The organism is Porphyromonas crevioricanis (assembly GCF_900167225.1).
Taxonomy (GTDB): domain Bacteria; phylum Bacteroidota; class Bacteroidia; order Bacteroidales; family Porphyromonadaceae; genus Porphyromonas; species Porphyromonas crevioricanis.
Genome location: NZ_FUXH01000008.1, coordinates 1 through 24,200, shown reverse-complemented (window position 1 = coordinate 24,200; position 24,200 = coordinate 1). Strand labels below are relative to the sequence as shown.

The following is a 24,200-nucleotide window of genomic DNA, read 5'->3' as shown; positions in this document are numbered from 1 at the left end:
AAAGTCATGGCTCCTATCACACAATACGAAAAGCAAAACGCTTTTGTGAAAGTTTTGAGTGACGTCCCAACCCATACCCCGTTGCTCCTTTTCCCAGTTAGGATAGAAACACACTTCCGCAGCAGAAAAGTTCAAAAGGAATTGTGTGTCAGAATCTTCCCGAATGAGATCTTTCTGGATTATCTGACTGATTCATTGACAAGGCAAGAGATCGAAGACGGAAAGTTTTTTTGGTTGCAATGGTTCATTGCCAGTGGAAGTCCCAGGCGAGAGTATGAAGCATGGCAAGTGCTGTGCGGGAAATATCCCTTGTATAGGGCAGCATGGATTTGCCGAACAATGAGACCGGAGACAATAGGTCTGTTTCGTGCAGGAGGAAAACTTTATTATCGGCGCCCTTATCAGAACTTGGAAGGCATTGATAATGCGTGTTTGTCGATCAAGAGACATTTGTCTTTTATCCATATTGATGAAAGACATCGGATTGATCCCGACACGGGAGAGTATATTTTTGAGAAACAGGTGCGGAAAAATATCAATGACATCAAGAATCAACTCTCCCTGATCGAACGAGAATTGCTGACGTGCAAGTATATTGTCGACTATCTCTACGACAGTGTCCAAGGAACTGTTGCGTATTTGCGAGAGCGATTGGATGGCTTCCTTTCCTTTTATGAGAAATATCCCTACTACGCTGACAATGCACGCCAGATGGAGTTGTGGGATGTGGATTATACAATGATCAGATCCTTTAGTGCTGAAGTGGATGATTTCATCAGTCGCATGAATAAAGGCCGGATTCCATTGAATGAGATGATCTGGATGTACCTTCGTGATCCGAAGCACGATATTTTTCCGAAAGTCAGGATAAAAGAAACGGAGGCTCCTGATATGCCGGTCTCGCATATCTTACCAAATAGGTTTATGATGATTGGGGAGGAAGCTGAATCCAAGAGAGTAATCACTTGGTATGGGAATCAGATCCCTTCGAATTTAGAAATAGGTTTCAATCCAACGGATGAGACAGTTGAACTTCCTTACAAGATTGACGAAAATGGGAATCTGATAGTCAATGGGAAATGCAAATGGATGGTTGACTATGACGAGGCCGAGCGAGTAGGAATGGCAATTACTGTCCCTATAGACAGTGATGTTCAGCGATTTAATTACATCTACATACTCGGGTTCAAACAGACGGGATTCGGTGATTTAGAGCATCTGAAGAGCCTCTTTAATAGTCATAATTATGCCTATTCCCGAATTGAAATGCTTAAGGCTGGTACTCCTACCAACCATGTTGAGCATGGGAGAACGTATGCACCAGTGGAGCATGAAGACGAAATGCAGCAACGCTATGCTGCGGAAGTAGAAGACCGTTATCTAATTCCTGCTTATGACCTTTCTGACTCCAAAAAGGTTGCTTCTATACTCGGATTTTCAGAGAATGATTACCGGAAGACTTGGGGGCGAGTCTTGAATGCAGAACGTTCTGAGAATGAGATGGCGAGGATGGCTTACAGAGCTTTGTGGGATCATTATCGGGATAAGGTTAAAGTCAAAGACAGCCAGCTCGACCGACTTTTGGATGTCATCGGAGATTTTGTGGTGAACCATGTCCGTGCCAGAGGTAACATCCCTTCGTTCCGAATTGACGACTTGCCCTATGGGATACTCCCGGTGACAGACTTCCTAAAACTTGACGACGATTTGCGTAATGCCGATCCTCTACTCAAAGAGTTGAACGGTTTTCTCGTTGCCATGGCAGATGAATGGAAAAGGCTACGCAAAGAGAGCGTTATCAGTTCGGAAGATCTCAAGGGAATTGATGCCGACAGAAAATATCTTGAAATGGCAGGGCAAGCTCCACATTCTATTTCTCACCTGAGACGTACCGTGATTGATTCCCCTTTGCTCCCCAAAGGAGATCAAAAGGTACCTTCCTATCTGAGTCGTCTTGAGGAAGTTGGTCATTTCTATCCTTGGGGTATTTCCGACCTGACAGAAAAGGAGGATCTGGCCGAACCTGTGGCGGTAGTCAAGAATGTCCTTGATAAAATTTCAGATGAGGATGCAGAATTGTTGGCAAGAGAGTTTCTGGATCTTTTCACATACAGGCTTGATGCTTGGTTTTCTGGTGAGCTTGACTATATCCTAAATGAACAATTTCGCCAAAGAGGAAATCGTGTTCCCAAAATTGGAGCTTTCGGCTGGGTTTTCAATCTAGAGGAGAATAAACGAACTGTTCTGGACAACAGCTCAGAAATAATATCCAAGATGAGGATAGCAGCCGAAGACAACAGTGGATCCAAGAATATTTATCAGATGTCCGGAAAGGACAAAGGGGAATTCGTTGTTGCTCCTTCTATCCAACACGCCCTTTCTGCATCTGCCCTACGGAGTGCTTATCTCCGAACAAAGAATAGTGCTCTGGATTCGCATATGTGCGTGAATCTCTCATCTATGCGAGCACGGCAGGCTCTTCGGATTCTGCAAGGAGTACGTTCCGGCATTTCGTCTTCTGCCATTCTGGGAGCTGATTTGGAGCGTTATCTTCACGAAGCATACCGAGAAGGCAGGTATATGGAGACTGAAATGGATCGATACATCCACCCTCTTCGGAAACTTTTCCCTCTGAAAGTAGAGATCGAAGCACAAGATCAGCGGGCAGACAACTATAACATGCAGGTGATCAGTGGAGAAGCTATTATCTCCTCTATTCTGGATAAATGGGCTTATCAAGAATCAGTCAGTTCCTGGCTGGAGAAAAACCGCAGCACCCTGGATTGGTACACGGTCTTGCATGAGGAAACAGGAATAGATGCCATACACTCCCATCGCATGAGTCTTTTCAAGGGTATCGAACGACTTGTCGATTCTTATGATGCTTTGAATGACTTGCTACTTTCCGAAGGTGTGCACCGTCTGATTCAAGGGGATATGGATTCGTTCTCTGCGATTACAAAATTTATGGTAGATGGTAATGGCAATCTCCCTCCTGCATCAATTCTTGATACCCCAATGGAGCATGTGGTTGTGTCCCACAGGGTAGGTGTTTTGATGCAATATCCTAAAGATGTCATTGGTACGGCTTTCTGTGCTGCAGAGCCTTCCGTAGATGGGTGGATTGAGGAAATGATAGGCTCTCTGTCCGGAATCTTTTTTTGTGTACAGCGATTTCATTCGGATGGAGTGCCGTCTTGGCATGTATGTAGTCTCAATGAGATTGGTATGCATCCAATCGAATATCTCTATCTATCGGAATACGAAACCACTTTCATCCGTCTCGTCGAGACTGCATGGAGATTGAAAAATCACTGTCTGAAGGACAAGGTTAAGATCTTTTGGGACTTCTCGGAGGCAATTACGGAGAGACCTGGTATCAGCTTGGCTGAAGCTGAATTCCTGATCAGGAAGTTGAGAAGTTTGCTACTTCGCAGCAGTGCTATGAAAGCAAAAGATTGGATTCCAATGCCTCCTGATGATAGCACTGCAAAAACTGTGATTGAGACAGGTCCGGATGACGAACAATCTCTTGATGTGGAAGACTTGAAGTTTCGCTACAAGTATGTTCTGGATCTCCACAAATCCTTGCATCTGAGTATGTCTCTCCAAATCTTGAACCTAAAGTCCGCTCGCTACATACCGGATATGGAGCTTGCCAAAATGTGGGATTTTTTGGCGAAATGTGTCAGCTATGGGCTTGTAAACAGTCTGCCTAATTATGATCCAGAACTCTTTTTGGTCAGTGAGGCTGAGGGAGAGCCAATTTTTAGAGTCGATCCGGTATTACAGCGGATCGAATTTGATAAAGTGAGACAGAAGCAGTTGGATTTTCTATCGACTTTTGCTATCGCTGCTGACACTGTAGAAAAACGCATCCAAAAAGCCGAAAAGATTATCAAAACCGATGTACAAGAAATTTATTCTTCAGCTGAATACATCAAGGCGTTGAGAGTTTTGACATTGGACTCTTTCAAAATTTTCCCCGGGTTTACAATGGATGTTATGCTCCCCGATGTCAAAGATCGGATCGCTTGCGATACTCTTCTCCGAAACGGGATTGGCCAATATTCCAATCTGGACTTCGATTCATTTGAAGATTGGCAGATGGAAGTCTCAGAAGTATATGGCGGAATGAAGCTTTGGCATGATGTGGATATGATTCGATCGGCTTTTGGGATGAGATCTCCGAATACTTCGATTCTACAGGTCAAGGATGGCAGAGAGATTGCCGGAGATAAATGGCTCGGTTGTGGAGTTGAAGATGAGGGAGATCTCCAGAATGTCGATTCTATCGTGTTGTATGGGGCTGACTCTGCAGCCAAACTGTATACCAGGACAGGAGAGCGGCATTATAATGCAGGGTTCATCATTGATTCTTGGATTGAATACATCCCCTACAAGAAGCAGACAGCCGGTTTGACTTTCCATTGTGATCAACCGGATAATGAGGCACCACAGACTTTATTGTTGGCTATTCATCCAGAATTCAGCAAAATCGGAACTGATGCCACTTGGAGACTGGAAGATGTGCTCGGACTGCTTGATACGACTCGCTTTATGCTCATGAATAGGGCTGTAGATCCAGATATGATTTATTCGGATCCCTACCTATCTCGATTCCTACCTCTCTTGAGTAATTTTGAGCTGCAAAATTTACCCGGCCACTCCTTCTTCTCGAGTTGTGCTTTCAGACCACGAAAGTCTTTCATTGGAGGGAAGAGCGTCGATATTTTTGACTGTATCCCTGGTGGATACCTTCTCAGAAACTAATGTTGAATTTAAAATTGAACTAAATATGCCTTCAAGCAGAAACAATGAAAGCAGCTGGTTGGTCAGAAAATTCGGCTTATCCGGGTATTTGGACGAAGTGAATAAAGCCCTCCCGAGGAATGCTGTAGTCTCTTCCAGAATCGAGCCTCGAACTCGCAAGGAAGATTTTGCCGATGCGCTTTCATTTGAAGTTTTCGACCCACTGTGGACATTGACTCGTCAGTGGCAGTTTGGCAGGTTCAAAGCCAATGACAGTGGGTCAATAGTCACGACCAAAATTTCAACTGTAAGAACTCCTCTTTCCAATATTGTTAGAGGAGGTGAGGTTTTTCCATATTCTACGGATACCCCTTTGGAGTATGAAGTTGAAAAGTTGGATCGAAGGATCACCCCATACATCCGAGTGTCGTCTGCTACTCATTTTAAGAAAATGCTTGAGAATCATTTTGGAGCAGATCAATCAAAAATCGATTTTTATTTGGGAGAGCTTCTTTCCAATTATCCTCTTGCAACATTTATTCCTCCTGTTAAGGATGCAGATAGAGATATCGAGACTTTAAAACGAGAAGCGAATAAGACACTGGTAAAATTCAGTGCCTGCTTCGAGAAGCGGATCTTCGATGGTTATACCCTTTATAGAGATGCAAATTTATTTTACGAGCAGCATCCGGAGCTGGAGACACTGCTGAAAAAATATTCCACTTGGTTCCGGAAAATGTACCTTCCGAATGATCTAGAGACATCTTGTTGGAATGAAAGAACACTGGGCTATGATGTCGAAGTGAAGGGGAATGGGACTGATTACAAAGCAGAAAGCTATGACTCAGACACCTTGTCTTGGTACTCGTTCGACGGAGAGGAGAAAAGAGAGAGTGATGGTGTGGGGATAGAAAAGATGCTGTCTTATTTGCCTACGCCTGCAGACATACCCGGTGCTCCTAAAAGACGGCTCTGGGAATTTGAATACGGGAAAGTCAGATTCGGAGAGAACACCGGTAAAGACTATTCTATGTTGGCAAACTCAGTGATCATGCAGTACACTTCCATGTATAGCAATGATTGGTTGCTTACTCCGCTTGAATCTGAGACAGGGACAATCCTTGATGTAAAAGGAATAATAGTGACGGATACATTTGGTGATAGGATTTTCATCAATACTACACCAGAAGAATCTGATAATCATGCTCCGGAAGTGGAGTTTTCCGATAGGTGGGGGCTATTCCGCACCACAAAATTACATGCATATGATACCAACGACTTTTCTTCTTGCAAAGGTCTGCTCTTTCCTCCCACTATTTTGCGTAGCGATATGAGTGACCCACTGGAAGAGATAGAGTTCTTGCGAGATGAGATGGCTAACATGGTTTGGGGTGTTGAGACGAAGATAAATGATGGATGCGGTGGAACGATGGATGGAGGAGGCTTATCGGATACTGTATTGTCTGTCATTGATGCCAGAAAAGATCCTGATATCGATGTTGGAGAAGAGCAAGATGCTGAGTACTACTATTTACTTCAAAATAGAGTTCCTATCAATTGGATCCCTTTCTTACCCATGAAGATACAAGGTGAGTTGCGAGACATTCAGTTGAGGAGATCGAAGATGCCCATATTCTTCAATGGGAAATATCAGCCGGTTCGGCCATCGACAGAATTACTTGCTTGTAGATATTCAAAGAACGCTGATGGTTCGCAGTCCAGAAAGATTATTCCCTTTGTTATCAATGAGGAAGAAATTCTTGGCTATGGGACGACCTTATCTCTGAAAACGCAGCGAGCACGCTGGTTCTTTGGTGATAGCTTTTTATGGACTGGAATCTCCAGAAAAATTAGCAACTATCAGGCAAATAGTGGATTGATGTTTGATGAATTAGTTCGACGAGAGGATGATAAAGCCATCCAGTTTAAAGAAATGAAATGATGATAACCGCCTTGCATGTAAACTGTACTCTCCCATTCCAGATTAGACAGAAGGGAAGAAAATATAGGATAGACAAATTCGAGATTCTTACGACCATTCTTTCTGCTCTCACTTGGCGAAGAGACAATGGAAATATTAAGCTCTATACGGACTCGATGGCTTTGGAATACTATGATTCCCTTGGAATTTTGGATTTGTGGAATGGAGGGATTGATACGGAAACTTTGGAGAATACTGTTGAATACATTGACCAGAATATCTTTTGGGCAGCTGGAAAGTTGCTTGCATTGAGAAATGAGCCGGCCCCTATAGCCATGATCGACACCGATCTAATTGTATGGAAGCCGATTACCGATGTGCTTGAGAGGGTGCCGATTTCCGTTCTTCATCGCGAACCTTTGTATCCCGGTACATACCTCCCTCAGGAATATCTCAAGGTGCGGAAAGGTTATCGATTTGATCCAGAATGGGATTGGGGAGAGCCTGCTTGCAACACAGCCTGTGTTTTCCTTGCAGACCAGTCTTTCAAGGATTACTACACAAATTGTGCGATAGATTTCATGACGGAAAATTGTGAACTTCCCAAAGAAATGGTTTCGCAGATGGTCTTTGCCGAGCAGCGTATGTTGGTAATGTGTGCCAAGAAGAAAATGTTCTCAATTCATCATTTTTTGGATGATCCTTATCAACGAGAGAATACGACATTTACTCATATTTGGGGAGGAAAAGACGTAGCACGCGCACACGCAAGCCAGAATGAGCTCCTTTGTTTGGCCCTTCTTAGGAAAATCGAAACACTGTTTCCTGCGTATTACGAGAAAATCAAGGAATCCGGATTGGTGTATAAAATTCTCTCCAAGTAGGGTCTGTCACACAAAGTAAGCCAACTAATAATTCGATAGTTACAAGAGTAAAACACGGCTAATTAAAGACTGTGCATGAGGTAGCCTCCAATTAGCCATTTTTGAGACCTCTGTACGAATTAGGAGAGGGACATAGACGCCCCTTCTCTTAATCGTGCAGAGGTCTCTGTTTGTAGTTTGCTTGCCATACGGAGAGAGTATTGCATATAATGTTGTCCTCACTGTATTAGACTGCTAATCGTCTCTTTTAGAGGGATTGTGCAACGGACTCATATAAGCAAGAACAGGTCGGAGCAATCATTGCTCCGACCTATCTAACAATGGGTTTATTCGATTGGTCTTATCTCAAAAGCGAGCTCCCTTGAGCTGTATGTCGCCTTCCGTTCTGGGGCGGATAGAATAGACCTCGTTGAAAACGGTAACAATGCCACTGATAGAACCACTGCCTACAAAGTCCGTCTTGCCGCCAAAACTACAACCCTTCTTAATCTCGAACTGGAATGTATTACCCTCTTTGTCTATGAGCATCCATTTGGTGTAGTGCTTTTCGGATGGATTCTCCAGCTTTGTGCCTTCCTCCGGTACTGTTTGGAGTTGTACATCGGAGATCTTGACCAACTTGTCTTGGTACATCTTCAGCTCCTTGGCTCCGATCACTTTCGGCTCGACAGCTTTATTTTCTTTTGTTTCCACTGTGGCTTTGTTCACATCAAAAGTAATTGTGCCAAAGTAGTTGGAAAGTTTGGCTCCTTTCACTGCAATAAGTAGGCGTGTACCTACCGGATAGACAGTGCCGGCATTCTGATTGGTACGCAGAGCCATGGCAGTACCTTCCTCGTCTTGTACATAGTGATAGTTTTCACCCGCAAGTTGCTTGGATTCGTTGTTTGCTGTTACTACCACATCAATGGTGAAGGCTTCGGTCAGGTCCCTAAATTCTTTTGGTTTGAGAGATTTACCAATAGTGATCAGCTTGCTCAATGGCTCGACGGTAGACGGTTCAGGGTTCGGGTTTGGCTCCGGTTGTTGTACCGAGAATCGCTCCCCACTCATCTGCATATCTGTGTAGAGACTGGGCTTGAGGCTGTATTTCACCGGTGTACTTTCATTCTTTTTGTAGACTGTCACAATGGCCGTGATGCTACCGCTTCCGGCAGGTACGGCTTGTGAGCCGAAAGTACTGTTTTTCATAACTTCCACATCGATTGCAGTCCCAGTAGGATCTTGCAACTTGTGACTCTTCATGAAGAACGTGCCCGAGTACATCTGCTCGTTTTCGTATTTTTCAAACTGTACTTTGGGCAGACGTACCAATACGTTGTGGTATTTTCCCTGGTTGAGCTCGGCAATGGTTGTATTGATGGGTTCTATTTTCTTATTTGGTACTACGACAGCCTTGTTTTTCTGGATTGTGAGTTGCACCGTACCATTGTAGTTAACCAGTTTGCAACCTTTGATATTGACGGTTATCTGATCTCCCGGTTCAAACGGTTTTTCACTTTTGTCGAGGGTTAGGACAATCCCATTTCCGTCTGTGTCTACTATGTAGTGGAAGTTCTGGAATTGGAATTGTTTGCCTCTATAGTCCGAAACTACTACGGCACGTATTGTAAGATCCTCTTCAATAATGATCCCTTCTCTGTTATCATTTGGTAGCAGAGCTTCTATTTCAGAAAGAGGAGTGAAAGTATAATCCTTGCCATCTACACTTTTTTGTGTGATTGTATAGAAGAAACTCTTGCCCGAGGCAACGATGCGGATACCTCCTTCACGAGCTACTCCGCTATTCGGGTGTACAAGGATGTTGATATTGTGCCTGCCTTCGTTCCCACTGGAGGGAGATGCTTTGATCCACTCACCGGCCGTCTCTACTCGCCAAGCCCTATTGGTATTGAGAGTGAGCAGGGAAACACCTCCATTCTGGTCGAAAGGGATTGTATTGTTTTCAAAATGCTGTTCTACACTCACTTGTGGCGATTCATACTTATCGTCATTGTCTTTGCACGAAATCAGCAGAAAAGACAAAAGGAGTGGAGCTATCATCCAAAGAGGTTTTATGCCGATAGCTCGATTGCTGAGGTTTGTCAGATTCATTGTCTATGCTTTTTTTTGATTTGGATACTGTATGGAATAAATCTCCTTTCCCTGGATTACTCGGCAAAACGTTTGCCTTGGAAGTTAAAGTCCGAAGGGTGGATAACGATTAATTGTGGTGTGTCATTGAAAAAAGACAGAAGCCCTACGGCACTACCGTTACCCTCGGGTAGTTTGTGTCCTGCAAACCGGGCATAGCTGCTGGTGCGTACGATCAGACGATTGCCTGTGCGGTCTCTCAGGGTACGCTCCACATATCCGGTCTTTTGTTTGTTTTCCGGATCGGCCCATGTTTTTCCCAGTTCATTTTCCAGAAATTGCACATCATCGACCTGTACCAGCGTGAATGCGTATTCGCTTTTCATCTCTGCAATGCTGAGTTTTTTTGGGTGCAGAGGAGCCGGGAGTCCGGGGATCATGACTCGTGTAACCATCTTTTCGGGTACAAATCCCGTTTCATACTTCGGGTCAGCAGATTTGTAGCCCAGATTCACTATTCCATAGTTTTTGCCAAGGCGAAGTCCTTGACATTTAACTAGAACACGACGACCCTGCTTGTATATCAAATTCATGTTACCCATGCCCATCTTGAGCTCTATGCCTCCAGTTTCATCCTGTATGGCGATACTGCGGTATAGGTTTCCCTCGCTGTCATCGCTATTCACAATGCCTGCAATGACAACATTGGTAAAGATATCCCTACCTCCCGGCTCATACATTTGTTTGAGCTCGGCAATGGTATGTGTGACTTTTACATTGTCGAGATCCTGTGCTATGGAGCCGGCTGTGTCGAACTCCTTCTTGCAGCTGCTTAGCAGAGACAAGAGAGAGAGGACCCCGATTAGTATGCCTATTTTGCTTTTCATATCTATCTTGTTTAGACTGTTGATGTTCTCGGATTACCCGTGTTGGGATCGATTTTAGAATTGCAGAGAAGCATTGAGGAAGAAGGTCGTACCGTACATATAGAAATACTTTGAGTCGAACGGACGAGTCATGCGACCATCTTCTTTCGCACGGCGTATGCGTAGTTGTTCATATCCTCCACTACGCAGATTTCTGTTGTTGAGTAAGTTGCTGGCCGAAAGATTCATTCGGAGGAATGTAGATCGACTCAGGCGGAACGATTTCCCTACAGAAGCATCTACCGTAAAGCCTCCGTCGAATGTTTCTCGTTTGATAAATTCTGCTGCAAGCTCTTCTCTGGCTTGGTCTGTACGGCGTATAGGATTCATCGCTACGAAGCTGCGGCCGAAGTAGTTTACATTGGCACTCAAGAACCAGTAGCGGGGGGAGTTGTAGGTAAAGCCTATCGTGCCCGCTGTTTGAGGGGTACCGGATGTGTTGAAGCCATCCCAGTATACTCGTTCACGAGCCAATTCCTTTTCGCTGTTGTCTACCGTTTGTACGAATTTGGGATTTGATACGTAGGTGTAATGACCATAAGTGAAAGCCCCGTTGAGTACCAATGTCGGACTGAGCTTGGCTTCAAGGCCTATTTCTATCCCAGCATTTTGCTCATCGATACCACTTAGTATATAGTTGGAGAAAGCTCTATGTCCGTCATCGTAGAAGCTCATGTTACGAGTCCGATCGTTGATCCGGGTATAGAATGCGCTCACACGACCACGTATAAGGGGCAGACGTAGCAGGTAGTTCAGATCTGCGGAAAATACCTTCTCGCTCTGAGGATCCTCTACGTGGGTATTGCGAGTACGAGGAGAGACGAAGACATTGCGGAAAACCGGAGCTTGCGACATAGCCACAGCATTGAGAGATACGAAATGATGCCCATTGATTTTGTATGTGAACCCCATTTTTGCTCCCCAATCGACAAAATCAAGAGTCTCGGATTTACCATAAGAATTGGTGGGGAAAAGTCCTCTTTGTTGTAGCCCTTCGCGGCACATGGAGGTAACGGATACCTGGCCACCCAGATATGCGTCCAGATGAGTATAGTTGGCTCTCAAAGCAAACCATGAATTGATGGCTTGTATGTGGGAGAGGTAGTTGTGCCCGATCTTATCTCCTTTGCGGGCAATATGGTTGGGGTTACGCATATCCATTTGAGCTTTGGTGGCATCGACAAATTCGTTTTCTGCGAATTTGTCTACATCATACCAATACTCTCCTCCCAAAAGGTCTTTGATGACATTGAAGTTTTCGGTCTTGTTGATTCGATAATTTACTCCTCCGTCTATACGATAGTTATCATTCAATTGAGAATTTAGTAGAAGAGAGCCATACCATTGTCTCTGGTCAGTACGTCTATCTTCGAGGATATATTCACTCCTCTTTCCCGAAGCAAGTAAGTTCCCTTGGGCATCGTATGTCTCCTTATAATTGTTGCTGTTCAGATGATACAGCATATCCCAATCTATATAGCGGACATTCTCATCACTGCGCCATAGCATGGCGTAGTAGTCTGCCGTTTCTTGATCGGGTGTTTCGCTTAGGTAGGTGTAGTAGGAAGGGAGATTGCGATAATAGTCGGGCCTTGGATCCTGTGCATTAGCCCAGTTGAGGGCCGAGTAAGCATTGTATCCGAAGCGATAACCTGTGGCTGCTGTCAATCTTGTACCCTTATTTATCTCCCATATGTAGCTCAGCGTGAGTACCGGTTCGTGGTTGTTGCGTACTCTGGCATTTCTCCACTGTCCGGCTTGTCGTCCGATATTCGGATTGTAGTAGTTAGACCCTACGAGTTTATAAACCTCTTCGGTTGAGCCACTGGCTACTCCTCGCTCGGTAGGTGCTGCCAAGAGAGAGAAAAGGAATGTATGACCGCCTGCAAGACGTTTCTCGATAGAAGCGAAGTAACCCCACGCATCATAGTGTTGCCCACGTACATAGGAATAATCTCCGGAGCCATATCTGCGTGAGCCAGAGAAAGCAAAAGCCCAGCCACTTTTTGTCAGCCCGGTAGCATAGGTGTACATCAGGCGATTAGTGTAGGTGCGGTTGCTAACTGAGTAGGTCAGACGGCTTCCAGCACGGATACCACTGGCCCGAGTGTCTATCAGGGTAGCACCACCTACACCTCCGAAACTGAAGTCTGCCGATTCATTGTTAAGTATCGAATGTTGGTTACGTACGGCGTCATTTAGACCACCCCAGAGAGACCACACCGAGTAGCCGGTATTCAGGTCATTCATTTGCAGTCCGTTGAGATATTGTAGCTGGTAGGGAGAGTCCAGACCTCTCATGCGGAAACGCATCGGCCCGAAAGTATAGCCGGCAGCATTGGCGTAGGGATCTCTGGAGGCTGTGAGCAGAGGAGAAGACTCTTGTATATCCTCTTCGGTAGTGGTGCCAAGGTCTTCGGTGAGCAGTTCGCTTAAATCTTGCATCGGCAACCTGGCTGCCAGAGGACGTAGCCTGATGATGGATAGATCTCCCTCTTTCCCTTGCCAAAAGAATTGCTGAGCTTCGTACCCGGAGGCCAATACTGTAACCGTATACTTGCCGGGCTTCATTTCTGGTATAAGGTATCTGCCTTCGTTGTCTACGGCTACCATCTTTTCTTGACGGCCTCGCACTTCCAACGTTGCCGTACTTACTGCTCTCCCATCCGTGGCATCCACCACTTGCCCGCGAGAGAAGATCTCTTGAGCCGAAAGGGAAGAAAGCAGAGTCAGGCTCAGACCTAACACGATAAGGAGCTTCTTCATAAGCAATTTATTTTCTGAATGTTTATTACGTTTTTCATGACACACCAATGGCGAATACACTCTGTAAATGTATTGTACACGAGAGCCTCGGCAAAGGTACGCTGCTTCCCTCTAACAAGCAAGATGACAGAGAGGGGCTAAAATCTCCTCTACCGAATACTTCCGATAGCTTGTGTTGCTAGGACTTTTTTGTGCTTTTGTCTGTGAAAGGTTTGTACATTTGCGATACAACTCAATTGTAGCATTAGTATTGTGATTAAGTTGATATATTTAGCCGCCGGATGTTTCTGGGGCGTGCAATTCCAGTTGGCCAAGTTGCCGGGAATTGTATCTACTGAGGTGGGTTATATAGGAGGGCATACCGAAAGCCCAACCTACGAGGATGTGTGCAGAGGGAATACCGGGCACTTCGAGGCCGTGAAGGTAGAATATGATGATGCTGTTGTCTCTTCGGAAGATGTGCTAAAGCTCTACTTTGAGATCCATGACTTTGAGCAAGCCGATGGGCAAGGACCTGATTTGGGGTGGCAATATCTCTCCAGAATATTCTACACCGATGATGAGCAACGACAAGTGGCATCAACGATCATAGACAGGCTCAGGGCACAGACTTATCAGGTGCGTACACTATTGGAGCCGGCTCCTAAGTTTTGGCCGGCTGAGACGTACCACCAGAATTATTACGAGAAAAAAGGAGGGCAACCTTATTGCCACACCAGGCGCAAGATTTTCTGAGAGAGAAACTTCCCCGATATGCGTAGATCACTTGCTTTAGAGATATTGTAGACATGAGTAAACACACATTGGCTTTGATAATTGTCACACTTTTGTTGGCTGCCTGCATCTTTTTGGTGGCTCTTATGGGGGTGTGGTTTGGATGGTTCTCTGTGCTTGAGGCTTTCTTTATTGCCTGCGGAGTAGCTATTTCTTCTCTTATTCTGGAACTGATTAGAGAACGGAAGAAGAAAAAGCAATCCTCACAATCGGAAGACCGTCAAGCCTGATAGAGGAGCATTCGACAGTTTTTGCAGTCGAAAAAGAGCTGCAATGCCCCTTTGCTATGTTTTAGATAGAGCGGTTCTATGTATGGCAGGGGTTTTTGTCCTAACCGAGGGCAGTGACCGAGTTCTCTTTTGATACAGTATTTGCAGGTCATGAGAGCTGCATTTTTTTTCGGCTCTAACTCAAAAGCCGGCTGGATATACCGGTACCCCAAATTTTCGTAGTGCCTTCGGGCGACACTGTTGGCTACATTTCCCATATAAGTCAATTCTTTGGACTGCCGGGATACTTGTTTGATTTTTTCTTGCCGAGGACTACGGTCGAGAGGATAATCTTCCAATGCTTTTTTGCAAAACAAATCGGTGGCTTCTCGTCTCAAAGCAGACAGGATGGAGACGGGAATGAAAAGATCTGCCACTTCAGTTACATTTACTTCTGTTGCGATAAGGGGTGTTTGCCCAAGTTTCCCCAACTCGGAGACAAGTCTCTCCGGATTGGGGTGTTCGGCTTTTTCGGGAACAAAGGCTATGCTCGCTGTTACCGGATTGTAGCTTTCCGGCCCTTCTATAGAGAGGGCTATCTTTCCGTCGCAAGAGGTGAGTTTTAGTCGCACCGGAATACGTCTGGAGGCAGAGGGTTTGGAGAGTAGTTTCTCGAACTTGAGATCTCTGTTGCAGTAGATTTCGGAGCCGGAGGAGAAGTATTCGGGATGATCTACACGACATCTCAGATCGTCGAGGATACCGATCACCTGCGTGCCTTCCACTTTGCCTGTCCTACTTATAAGCAACAGTCCATCCCCATTGCTCAATTGGTGAGACCTGTCCAGCCGGATCGTAGAGCCTTGTACGGCTACCAACCGGCCAACATATCGCCCACGGCTCTTGGGGGTAAGTGGCGAGGCGATGGGGTCTTGACTGCGATCTTTCATTAGATAGGAAGTAAATCCTCTATTGAAACTGCGCTCTACATCCGGGGTGAAGCTGTAGCTTACTTGTCCGAATGAGCTGCGTCTGTATTGCTCCGGCTCTGTCTGTATGAGAGAGCAAAGAGCTTGGTGGTAGCTTGCCGTTACATTCTTCACGTAGCTAATGGGTTTGAGTCGCCCCTCTATCTTGAAAGAGGTGACTCCTGCTTCTGCCATTTCGGAGAGCAGGTTGAGTCGGTTCATATCCTTGAGGGAGAGCCAGTGTTTCTCTGCTCCTCCTATTGTTTGTCCATTGGCATCGGTAAGCGTATAGGGTATGCGACAGAGTTGGGCACATTCCCCTCTATTGGCCGAACGCCCCATCAGAGCTTGAGACAGGTAGCACAGTCCGCTGTACGATACGCACAGGGCTCCGTGTACAAAAGCCTCCAGCTCTACCGGCAGCTTGGCTATCTCGGCTATTTCTTCCAATGTCAATTCTCGGGCCAGTACCACTCGTCTGATGCCAAGGGCAATCCATTCGGCTACCTGCTCCGGAAGACGATTGTCGCATTGAGTACTTGCATGGAGAGGAATGGGAGGAAGATCCAAATCCAGCAAGGCTCTGTCTTGTATGATCAAGGCATCTACACCGGCATCGTTCAGCTCTTGTATAATTCGGACTGCTGTTGCCAGTTCGTGATCATACAATATAGTATTGAGAGCTACGTAGACTTTGGCCCGATAGAGGTGAGCATAGCGGCAGACCTCCGCTATATCCTCAACGGAAACGGCTGCGACCGCTCTGGCCCCAAACATTGGTGCCCCTATGTACACAGCATCTGCCCCGTGATCAATGGCTGCTATGGCCGTTTCCTTGTCTTTGGCTGGTGCCAGTAGCTCAAGCTCTCTCATTGGTTACAGTTTACTCCCGTAGGAAAGGTCTCCGGCGTCACCCAGACCTGGTACGATATAAGAGTGATCATTTATTTTCTCGTCCACGGCGGCAACCCAGAGAGTTACCTCTTGCGGTAGGTGTTCTTCTAGATAGTCAATGGCTTGACGACTGGCTATTACCGATGCTATATGTACTTCGGAGGGACGACCATGGGTGAGTAGCGAATGGTAGGCAAGCTCCATGGAACTGCCGGTAGCCAACATAGGATCAGCAATGATAAGGACCTTGTCCTCTATGTTTGGGGCAGCAATGTACTCTATATTGATGTCGAATTTGAGCTTGTCTTTATACTTACGGTAGGCCGATACAAATGCGTTTTCGGCATGGTCGAACATATTCAAGAATCCCTGATGGAAAGGTAGCCCAGCCCTGAGAATAGTCCCCAGCACAATCTGTTTCTCCGGAGTGTAGGCCGGAGATTGGCCCAGAGGCGTTTCTACATTCACGCATTGGTAGTCGAGGTTTTTGCTGATCTCGTAGGCAATCAATTCTCCTGTGCGCTCTATGTTTCGTCGGAAACGCAGGCTGTCTTGCTGTATCTGTTTGTCGCGCATCTCCAGCACATAGCGACTCATGAGACTGTGTTGGCTTTCTAACTGATTTACTTTCATGTTGGTATATGATAGGATTGTTTTTTTCTCAAATACTCTGGATGTCTTGGGTAGACATTTGTTCGACTTGATGTAGACAGGCGATGGCATCGTCTACGGACTGTATGTGACTCACGCTTAGGATACGTTTCCCTCTTACCTGCTTAAACTCTGTTCGCCGGGTATGTGTCGATGCATAGGCCAAGAGCTTGGCAAAGGCTTGACTTTGGTAGTAGTGGCTATTGGGGTCTGTTACCAGGTGCAGGCTCATGCGAGCTTGAGACAGGACGATCTTTTCTATCCCCAGACTGCGGCCTATCCGTCTCAGGCGTGGTACCGCAATTAACTGCTTCCCCTCGGTCGGTATGGGACCGAAGCGGTCGATAAGACGTTGCTCAAAGCTGTTTAGTTCCTCATCAGTATTCAGGCTATCCAACTCTCGGTAGAGAAGTATCCGCTCTCCATCTTGAGGGATGTATTCGGCATCGAAGTAGAGTTGCAGGTTGGTTTCGACCTGTGTCTCTGCCACAAAGGCCTCGGCTGTTGCCCGTTCTTGTCCGCTTTCGTCTTTGTTGAAGAAATCGCTGAATTCATCAGTTTTGAGTTCGGACAGGGCCTCGTCGAATACTTTTTGATAGGCTTCGTACCCCAAGTCAGCCACAAACCCCGATTGCTCTGCCCCCAGAGCGTTGCCTGCTCCTCTGATATCGAGATCTTGCAGGGCAATGCGTATGCCGGAACCGAGATCGCTGAAACTTTCTATAGCTTGCAGTCGTCTGCCGGCCTCATCTGTAAGAGAGGATAGCGGAGGGCTTATCAGATAGCAAAATGCCTTCCGCTTACTTCGCCCGACTCGCCCTCGAAGCTGGTGCAGATCGCTCAGCCCATAGCGGTGAGCATCATCGATAATAATGGTGTTGGCATTGGGGACATCGATTCCATTTTCCACGATAGTGGTGCAGAGCAATACATCGTATTCGTGGCGATTGAAGTCGATGAGCAGGGTCTCCAGTTCGGCCGGCTTCATTTGCCCATGTCCTATACCGACCCTTGCATCGGGCACTTCACGCCGGATCAGCTCTGCTATTTCCTGTATATTCTGTATGCGATTGTGAACGAAAAATACTTGACCGGAACGGCTCATCTCAAAATTGATGGCCTCCCGAATAATATCCGGGCTGAAGCGTACCAAAGCCGTTTCTACCGGATAGCGGTTGGGTGGAGGAGTGTTGATATTGGATAAATCTCGAGCACCCATTAGGGAGAAATGCAGTGTACGTGGGATCGGGGTAGCACTCATTGTGAGGGTATCCACATTGAGTTGGAGCTTGCGCAGTTTTTCTTTTACTGCCACTCCGAACTTTTGCTCCTCATCTATGATTAGCAAACCTAAATCTTTGAATTTTACATCCTGAGAGACCAACCGGTGTGTGCCGATGATTACATCTATCTCTCCGCTTGCCAAATCAGCTAAAATCGCCTTAGTCTCTTTTGCCGACCGGGCTCTTGAGAGGTAATCCACCCTTACCGGCATATCCTTGAACCGCTGACTGAATGTTTCGTAGTGTTGATAGGCCAAAACAGTAGTAGGAACCAATATGGCTACCTGCTTTCGGTCGTTGGCTGCTTTGAATGCAGCTCGCACGGCAACCTCCGTTTTGCCGAATCCCACATCTCCACAAACCAGCCTGTCCATGGGGTAGGGACGCTCCATGTCCTTCTTGACTTCTTCGGTTGCCCGGGCCTGATCGGGGGTGTCTTCGTATAGAAAGCCTGCTTCCAATTCGTGTTGCAGAGTGCTGTCTGGGCTGAAAGCAAAGCCCTTTGTTTCTCGTCTGGCTGCATAGAGACGGATGAGGTCTCTGGCAATATCCTTTACTCGTTTTTTAGTCCGGTCTTTGAGTTTCTGCCACGCTCCACTGCCGACTTTGCTCAGGCGTACCTGCGAAGATTCTTTTCCGTGGTATTTGCTCAGTTTGTGCAGACTGTGGAGATTGACAAATACTACATCGTCGTTTTGGTAAATCAGCTTGATAACCTCTTTCCTTACGCCCCCTTCTTCGATGTTGATGAGTCCGCCAAATAGACCGATGCCGTGATCTACGTGTACGATCAGGTCTCCGGGAGAGAACTGATTGAGCTCTTTGAGAGAGAGGGTGACTTTTCCGGAGCGAACTTTGTCACTCTTGAGATTGTATTTGTGGTAACGGTCGAATATCTGATGATCGGTAAGCAATACGGTGGCATTGTCGCTATCTACAAATCCTTCGTGTAAGGTGAGTGGCAGGCGGATAGGCATCAAATCTTCCGACCCACGCTCTGTGAGGATCTCCCTAATGCGCTCTGCTTGCAGCTCGTTGGCTGTGGATAGATAGACTGTGTACCCTTGGCCTTTCCACTGGGCAAGGAATTTTGTCAAAAGCTCAAAGTTCTTGTGCAGAGACGGTTGTGGTTCCACGTGCAGTACAAAAGAGGCAAGCCGAGGAGAAGACTCCTCTCCCATACGTATCTGTACAAAATGAGCCAATTGTTGCTCAAAGGTCTCAGGGACAACCAGCCGGGATTGCATTTCTTCGAGAGAGCCAAATCCCTCTCCATCGTCTATCAGAGGTACATCGCTGTATATCTGTCGGATGCGTTCGCTCAGATGTAGATACGAATTGACCAAAAAGACGGTGTCTTTGGGCAAAAGCTCCAATATGCTGTTTCGGGCTTTGTCCGAAGCTCCTACGTCCGGCATCAGCGTTACCTCATTCACGGTCTCGACAGAGAGCTGGCTCTCTATCTCAAAAATCCGGATACTTTCTATCTCATCTCCGAAAAAGTCTACCCGCAACGGTAATTCTCCAGCATAGGAGAAGATGTCCATAATACTGCCTCGAATGGCAAATTGGCCGGGTTCGTATACATAGTCCGTTCGCTCAAACCCCCATTCTAAAAGTAGATCTCGGAGGAACTCCTGTCCGGGACTCTCTCCCTTCCGAAGGGAGTAAATCTCCTGCTCCAGTTTCTCTCGATCGATTACTTTTTCGAGCAAAGCCGAGGGATAGGTCACAATGATGGGCAGAGAGGCTGCTCCTGTGCCGGTTGCCTGTCCACTGTCTACGGCATTGCCTTTGCCAGCGACAAAAGCCAATACCTCGGCCCTCAGTACTTCGGCTGCCGGGTCTATATGCCCATATTTGATTGCCCGTTTGTAACTGGTTGGGAAAAACAAAGCACGCCCCGAACCGAAGAGAGTTGTCAGATCGGCATACAGATAGCCGGCAGTATCGGCATCATTCATGATACAGACCAGAGGAGCCGAACTTCCGCTCAACGAAGCCAGTATAGTGGCAAGTGAAGAGCCACACAGCCCTCGCAGGTTTACAGATCGACCGGCATCCAACTCTTTGCGAATGCCGGCAACGATTTCTCGTTTTGCGTAGCGGTGTAGAAAGGATTCAAGCTCTGTCATCATTCCTCAGGTGTAAATATGGTACAGGGATGGAAAGGTGTTCTCCCGTAGTACTGCTCGTATAATGATCGGGCATAATGGTCAATGCCTTGGGGCCACCGGAGCGACTGTGCCACCAACGGCTGACTTTGGTTATCACATCGCTATCTATACGCTCCAATACGTCTCGTACAGCCAAAGGGTCTTTGCGATGAGAGGCCTCGTCTGGAGCTTCGATATGCAGATAGACAAACTGAAAGTCTTGTAATAGCTCCAACGCTTTCGCTGCCTTGCCTGCAAAGTTGCTGTCCGTATCCCCCGTTGCTCCCTCCACGGTAGTTCGTTTCATCCCGAGAGCTAAGGCCATGCCCCACATGACGGGGACTGCCGAAATCATAGCCCCTTGCATTCCATAGCGATGTGCAAATGGGGTGAAATTCAGCCCACGCACAACGGAGCGACCCCACAGGCCGGCAGGTGGCAATCCACAAGACAAAATAAAGTTTTGCAAAGCATCCAAGCTCTCCTTCTCGGGAAGGGAAGGAGAGGGTACGAAGACGTGTCTATGCCGTACCCCCCGACAGAGACGACCGATAGAGGTTGGGAAAAGCGACATGTCGGGTAGCCCCGGCATATCGCAGCGGTAGCAAACAGAACCGGGAGGGAGGTCAAGCCCCAACCCTAAAGCCTCGAAGCCGGCCCGGCCGTCTACTTTCGTTGCTTCTTCGGCATAACCCAATATACAGAGGTTGGCAACCTCGCTGCCCGGTGAGCAACCTTCCGGGATAGAAGCAAAAGTGCCGCATCGGCCCAAAGGAAGAAGAGCATTCAGAGCCGGCATGGAGGCTGCCCGGTAGGGTGTACGGCCGTCAAGCAAACGATGCGGCTCATCGGCGGCACCGTCGAGCAATACCACCAATTGGCTGTAGCGGTGATCCAACCAGGGGAGAGTAGGAGACACTTTTCTTTTTAAGACCTATATGCCTTAGACTATACGAAGAACATAACAAATATCTGTGCCGTAATGATGCGTACAAACATCAGCAGAGGGTAAACCGTGGCGTAGACCACTGAGGGGCTGTCATCCGATACCTGACTGTCGGCATAGTCCAAGGCCATCGGATTGGCCATGGCTCCACAGACCATCCCGGCAGAGGCTCCGAAATCGACTTTGAATATGCGCATTGCCATGAGGCCTATCAACAAAGCCGGTACAACAGTAAGCAGGATACCGCTTACCAGCCAGGTAAGGCCGGTAGAGGTGAAAAGAACATCGAAAAATCCCTGTCCACTCATCAACCCCAATCCAGCCAGATACAATACGATACCGAGCTGCTTCATCATCTGGTTGGCACTACTGGTAACATAAGTCGCCATGCGGTAGCGTGGCCCGAAAGCCCCCATTAGTATTCCCACAATCACCGGACCTCCCGCCAAACCCAGTTTGATAGGCATACTCACGCCGGGTAAGTACAACGGAATCATCCCCACTAGACACCCCAGAAGGATACCGAAGAAGAAGCTGATCAAATTCGGTTTATCCAGCCTTTTCACCTGATCTCCCAATATGCTTGCCACTTCGGTTATGGCTGTGCGTTCTCCCACTACGGTAAGGCAGTCGCCCAATTGTAGATGTAATTCAGGCGAGGGCAAAAGCTCAATGCCGGCACGATCTATTCTGGTTATGTTGATGTCGTACAGGTTACGCAATCTCAATGACCCTAGCTTTACGCCGTTCAGCTCGCTTTTGGTCACGATAACGCCTTTGGATAATAGCTCCTTGTCTACGGCATTCCAATCTATGTCGGAGCGGTTCCAGTCTTTCTCACGGTGTAGCTTACCGAAAAAAGCCTCCAGCACTGGTACATCATCCTCTGCCGAAACGACCAGCAGGTGATCTCCGGCAGATACAACGGTCTCGGAGTTAGCTATATGGACTTCCCCCTCATGCCATATACGGCTTATCACAAAGCGACGATCTACCAAGTGGACTATATCCTGCACTCTCTTGCCACAGATAGCCGGGTTAGTCACCCCGAATTCTGAGAAGAATGCTTTGCGTTGCTCATGTCCGCCGGATTGTCGGTTTTGCTTACGGAATGCAGCCATTATGCCAAGCACAAGTATAACGCCTACAACGCCCATCGGGTAGGCCACGGCACAGCCTTGCGCCATGGCTGCCAAGTCCGAACCTAGTGTAGGACTATTCCCGGCAACCTCTGCCAGTGTTGTTTGCGCAGCTCCGAGTATGGGCGTATTTGTTACGGCTCCACTCATTACACCTATTATATCTGTCATGCTCATCAGCGTATCGGGCAATACCCAATGTATCACGAGCATGAGAAAAAGAGTGAGGGCTACCATAGCCAATCCCAGTATATTATAGGCAATACCTCCACTTTTGAGTGAAGGAAAGAAAGATGGGCCTACTTCCAATCCTAGCATATAGATAAAGAGTACAAGCCCGAAGCTTTGGGCAAAGGAGACCATATCGGCATGCAATCCGAAGCCCGGTATGTATTTGTAACCGAAGTAGGAGAACACAATGCCGATGAAGAACACAAATGTAATCCCCAGAGACACTCGTCCCAGCTTTATTTTTCCCAATACCAGACCTAAAGCCGATACGAGGGAAAGCACGATCACGGTTTGCGTAATGGAGGGAGAGAGGAATTGCTCCCGAAACCAGTCTACTATCATATCAAGTATATATTACAACAACAGGTGCGAAGCAAGTATTATGCTTCCCACCGTGGCTGCAAAAGTACGCTTTTGCGGTGAAACGAATTCTTGCTATTTGGAGTAAATTTTCCCGTGAGTCCTAAGCACGTGTAACGTTCCCCCAACAAAGGGATAAAAAACATAGAGGGAACTGCCGAATGGTAGCCCCCTCTGTATTTTTCTTCCGGTTTGGCATCGCCTGTGATTTATGGAACGATCAGTTTTCCGCTCCATGATTTTTGCATTTCTCCGGAGATTTGCCAGAAATATACCCCACTTTCGAGCGAAGAGGCGATGGATACTTGTTGCTCATTGTTGTCGAGATCATGGCTTCGCAGTATTTCTCCGGCTGCGTTGTAGAGGGTGATCCTTTGTTTGCTAAAGCCCGCAAGCGATGAGGTTTTTGCATAAAGGGTCGATCCGTTGTGCCAGATGCTGTATGGAGCGACATCTCTATCGGGTGATGCCGGATTGTCAATGCCCGTATTGATAAACTTCTTCTCTCCGTAAGTTCGCCCCTCCTGATCCTCTGCATAGATCAGCAAGTCGGGACCACCACCACAAAGGCCGATAGCATACGGCCAGAAGCCTTGGTCCCAGCCGACACCTTCGATCCAGGAAAAAGGTGTCTCCTTTTTATGGTTGTTCTTGTTGTCCCGTCTTCTGTTCTTGTTTTTTTTTGCCTTGTTTTTTTGGGGAGGCGGCGTTGTTGTCCTTGGCGGTTGGCCTTCTTTCGGTTGGTTTTTTAGAGACGATCCTGCTGTTTTTTTTTTGTCGTCGTGTAGTGTTTTTTTTTCGTCGGGTTTTTTTTGTTTCTTCCTTTTTCCGGAAAGATATTCTGTTCCTTGCTCTGCATCATAACGGAGGTAGAAAAAGTTTTTGTGTGGAGTGTCGGGGCCATCGAGGGAGAAGTATCTCTCTATTACATGGTATTGTTTACCTTCCTGCTCTATGACTTGCCCAGTGAGGTGATAGATATCTGTCCGAAATTGCCCATTACTGCCACATCCCCCTATCTCGTGTCTTATATACCATAGCCGTCCCTTTGTCAAAGGATGATCCGTAAAGGCTGTTGATTCATCCACGATAGCATCGCGAGGGGCAGCTCCGCTGGGGGCATGGGATATTCCTCCTCCTTGGTAGTAGCGCAGGCCTCCGCCTTGCATTGCAACAAAGATCTTATGCTCAACAGAACCCAGAGCCTCCAGACGGGACATCCCTATATGCTGAGTGACGGTATAAGAGCGTATTGTATCTGTCCCAT

General features: G+C 47.0%; 14 protein-coding genes. 5 read left to right on the top strand and 9 right to left on the bottom strand.

What is annotated here, in order from left to right:
- The first annotated feature begins 6 nt into the window (after window positions 1-6).
- From B5D48_RS05550 to B5D48_RS05540, 3 genes are read left to right on the top strand one after another with little or no spacing between them, the layout of a single operon-like run.
- Window positions 7-4,773, top strand: coding sequence for a hypothetical protein (locus B5D48_RS05550; protein WP_042120243.1), 4,767 nt, complete (start codon window positions 7-9; stop codon window positions 4,771-4,773).
- A gap of 25 nt (window positions 4,774-4,798) precedes the next feature.
- Window positions 4,799-6,694, top strand: coding sequence for a hypothetical protein (locus B5D48_RS05545; protein ID WP_042120242.1), 1,896 nt, complete (start codon window positions 4,799-4,801; stop codon window positions 6,692-6,694).
- Window positions 6,691-7,557, top strand: coding sequence for a DUF6734 family protein (locus B5D48_RS05540; protein ID WP_023937437.1), 867 nt, complete (start codon window positions 6,691-6,693; stop codon window positions 7,555-7,557). Before B5D48_RS05545 ends, B5D48_RS05540 begins: the two co-directional genes overlap by 4 nt.
- Before the next feature lie 345 nt (window positions 7,558-7,902).
- On the opposite strand, the gene B5D48_RS05535 is transcribed toward B5D48_RS05540, so the two are convergent.
- Genes B5D48_RS05535 through B5D48_RS05525 form a run of 3 tightly spaced genes read right to left on the bottom strand, consistent with a single transcriptional unit; the run spans window position 7,903 to window position 13,322 of the window.
- Complete coding sequence (locus B5D48_RS05535; protein WP_023937436.1) at window positions 7,903-9,651, bottom strand: DUF5689 domain-containing protein; 1,749 nt, start codon at window positions 9,649-9,651, stop codon at window positions 7,903-7,905.
- Window positions 9,652-9,707: 56 nt separating this feature from the next.
- A complete protein-coding gene (locus B5D48_RS05530; RefSeq protein WP_023937435.1) occupies window positions 9,708-10,517 on the bottom strand; it encodes a DUF5689 domain-containing protein in 810 nt (269 codons plus the stop codon).
- Between the two features lie 54 nt (window positions 10,518-10,571).
- Window positions 10,572-13,322, bottom strand: a complete 2,751-nt coding sequence (locus B5D48_RS05525) for a carboxypeptidase-like regulatory domain-containing protein (protein WP_023937433.1) — start codon at window positions 13,320-13,322, stop codon at window positions 10,572-10,574.
- A 252-nt stretch (window positions 13,323-13,574) separates the two neighbouring features.
- Between B5D48_RS05525 and msrA the strand changes: the two genes are divergently transcribed.
- Together msrA and B5D48_RS05515 are read left to right on the top strand one after the other, a co-directional pair.
- The gene (msrA, locus tag B5D48_RS05520) at window positions 13,575-14,057 is read left to right on the top strand and encodes a peptide-methionine (S)-S-oxide reductase MsrA (RefSeq protein ID WP_036889491.1); all 483 of its coding nucleotides are present in this window, start codon (window positions 13,575-13,577) and stop codon (window positions 14,055-14,057) included.
- Between the two features lie 53 nt (window positions 14,058-14,110).
- Entirely contained in the window at window positions 14,111-14,326 is a 216-nt protein-coding gene (locus B5D48_RS05515; protein ID WP_023937429.1) for a hypothetical protein, read from the top strand.
- Here B5D48_RS05515 and B5D48_RS05510 read toward each other — a convergent pair.
- The 6 genes from B5D48_RS05510 to B5D48_RS05485 form a co-directional block, all read right to left on the bottom strand.
- Complete coding sequence (locus tag B5D48_RS05510) at window positions 14,317-16,146, bottom strand: peptidase U32 family protein (RefSeq protein WP_023937427.1); 1,830 nt, start codon at window positions 16,144-16,146, stop codon at window positions 14,317-14,319. The two genes, B5D48_RS05515 and B5D48_RS05510, sit on opposite strands and share 10 nt — an antisense overlap.
- A gap of 3 nt (window positions 16,147-16,149) precedes the next feature.
- On the bottom strand, window positions 16,150-16,800 hold the full coding sequence (upp, locus tag B5D48_RS05505; RefSeq protein WP_036888547.1) for a uracil phosphoribosyltransferase: 651 nt from the start codon (window positions 16,798-16,800) through the stop codon (window positions 16,150-16,152).
- A 28-nt stretch (window positions 16,801-16,828) separates the two neighbouring features.
- The gene (mfd, locus tag B5D48_RS05500; RefSeq protein WP_078801694.1) at window positions 16,829-20,239 is read right to left on the bottom strand and encodes a transcription-repair coupling factor; all 3,411 of its coding nucleotides are present in this window, start codon (window positions 20,237-20,239) and stop codon (window positions 16,829-16,831) included.
- Complete coding sequence (locus B5D48_RS05495) at window positions 20,223-21,176, bottom strand: alkaline phosphatase family protein (RefSeq protein WP_023937424.1); 954 nt, start codon at window positions 21,174-21,176, stop codon at window positions 20,223-20,225. The genes mfd and B5D48_RS05495 overlap by 17 nt, the downstream gene beginning before the upstream one ends.
- Window positions 21,177-21,205: 29 nt before the next feature.
- Window positions 21,206-22,915, bottom strand: coding sequence for a putative transporter (locus B5D48_RS05490; RefSeq protein WP_023937423.1), 1,710 nt, complete (start codon window positions 22,913-22,915; stop codon window positions 21,206-21,208).
- A gap of 227 nt (window positions 22,916-23,142) precedes the next feature.
- Window positions 23,143-24,200 (bottom strand): T9SS type A sorting domain-containing protein (locus tag B5D48_RS05485; protein WP_143742813.1); only part of this gene is annotated, 1,058 nt, incomplete at its 5' end.

What these genes read in the sequence shown, in the direction of transcription:
- B5D48_RS05550 (WP_042120243.1), top strand. Translation starts at nt 7, where the DNA reads ATGGCTCCTATCACACAATACGAAAAGCAAAACGCTTTTGTGAAAGTT.
- B5D48_RS05545 (WP_042120242.1), top strand. Translation starts at nt 4,799, where the DNA reads ATGCCTTCAAGCAGAAACAATGAAAGCAGCTGGTTGGTCAGAAAATTC.
- B5D48_RS05540 (WP_023937437.1), top strand. Translation starts at nt 6,691, where the DNA reads ATGATGATAACCGCCTTGCATGTAAACTGTACTCTCCCATTCCAGATT.
- B5D48_RS05535 (WP_023937436.1), bottom strand. Translation starts at nt 9,651, where the DNA reads ATGAATCTGACAAACCTCAGCAATCGAGCTATCGGCATAAAACCTCTT.
- B5D48_RS05530 (WP_023937435.1), bottom strand. Translation starts at nt 10,517, where the DNA reads ATGAAAAGCAAAATAGGCATACTAATCGGGGTCCTCTCTCTCTTGTCT.
- B5D48_RS05525 (WP_023937433.1), bottom strand. Translation starts at nt 13,322, where the DNA reads ATGAAGAAGCTCCTTATCGTGTTAGGTCTGAGCCTGACTCTGCTTTCT.
- B5D48_RS05515 (WP_023937429.1), top strand. Translation starts at nt 14,111, where the DNA reads ATGAGTAAACACACATTGGCTTTGATAATTGTCACACTTTTGTTGGCT.
- B5D48_RS05510 (WP_023937427.1), bottom strand. Translation starts at nt 16,146, where the DNA reads ATGAGAGAGCTTGAGCTACTGGCACCAGCCAAAGACAAGGAAACGGCC.
- upp (WP_036888547.1), bottom strand. Translation starts at nt 16,800, where the DNA reads ATGAAAGTAAATCAGTTAGAAAGCCAACACAGTCTCATGAGTCGCTAT.
- mfd (WP_078801694.1), bottom strand. Translation starts at nt 20,239, where the DNA reads ATGATGACAGAGCTTGAATCCTTTCTACACCGCTACGCAAAACGAGAA.
- B5D48_RS05490 (WP_023937423.1), bottom strand. Translation starts at nt 22,915, where the DNA reads ATGATAGTAGACTGGTTTCGGGAGCAATTCCTCTCTCCCTCCATTACG.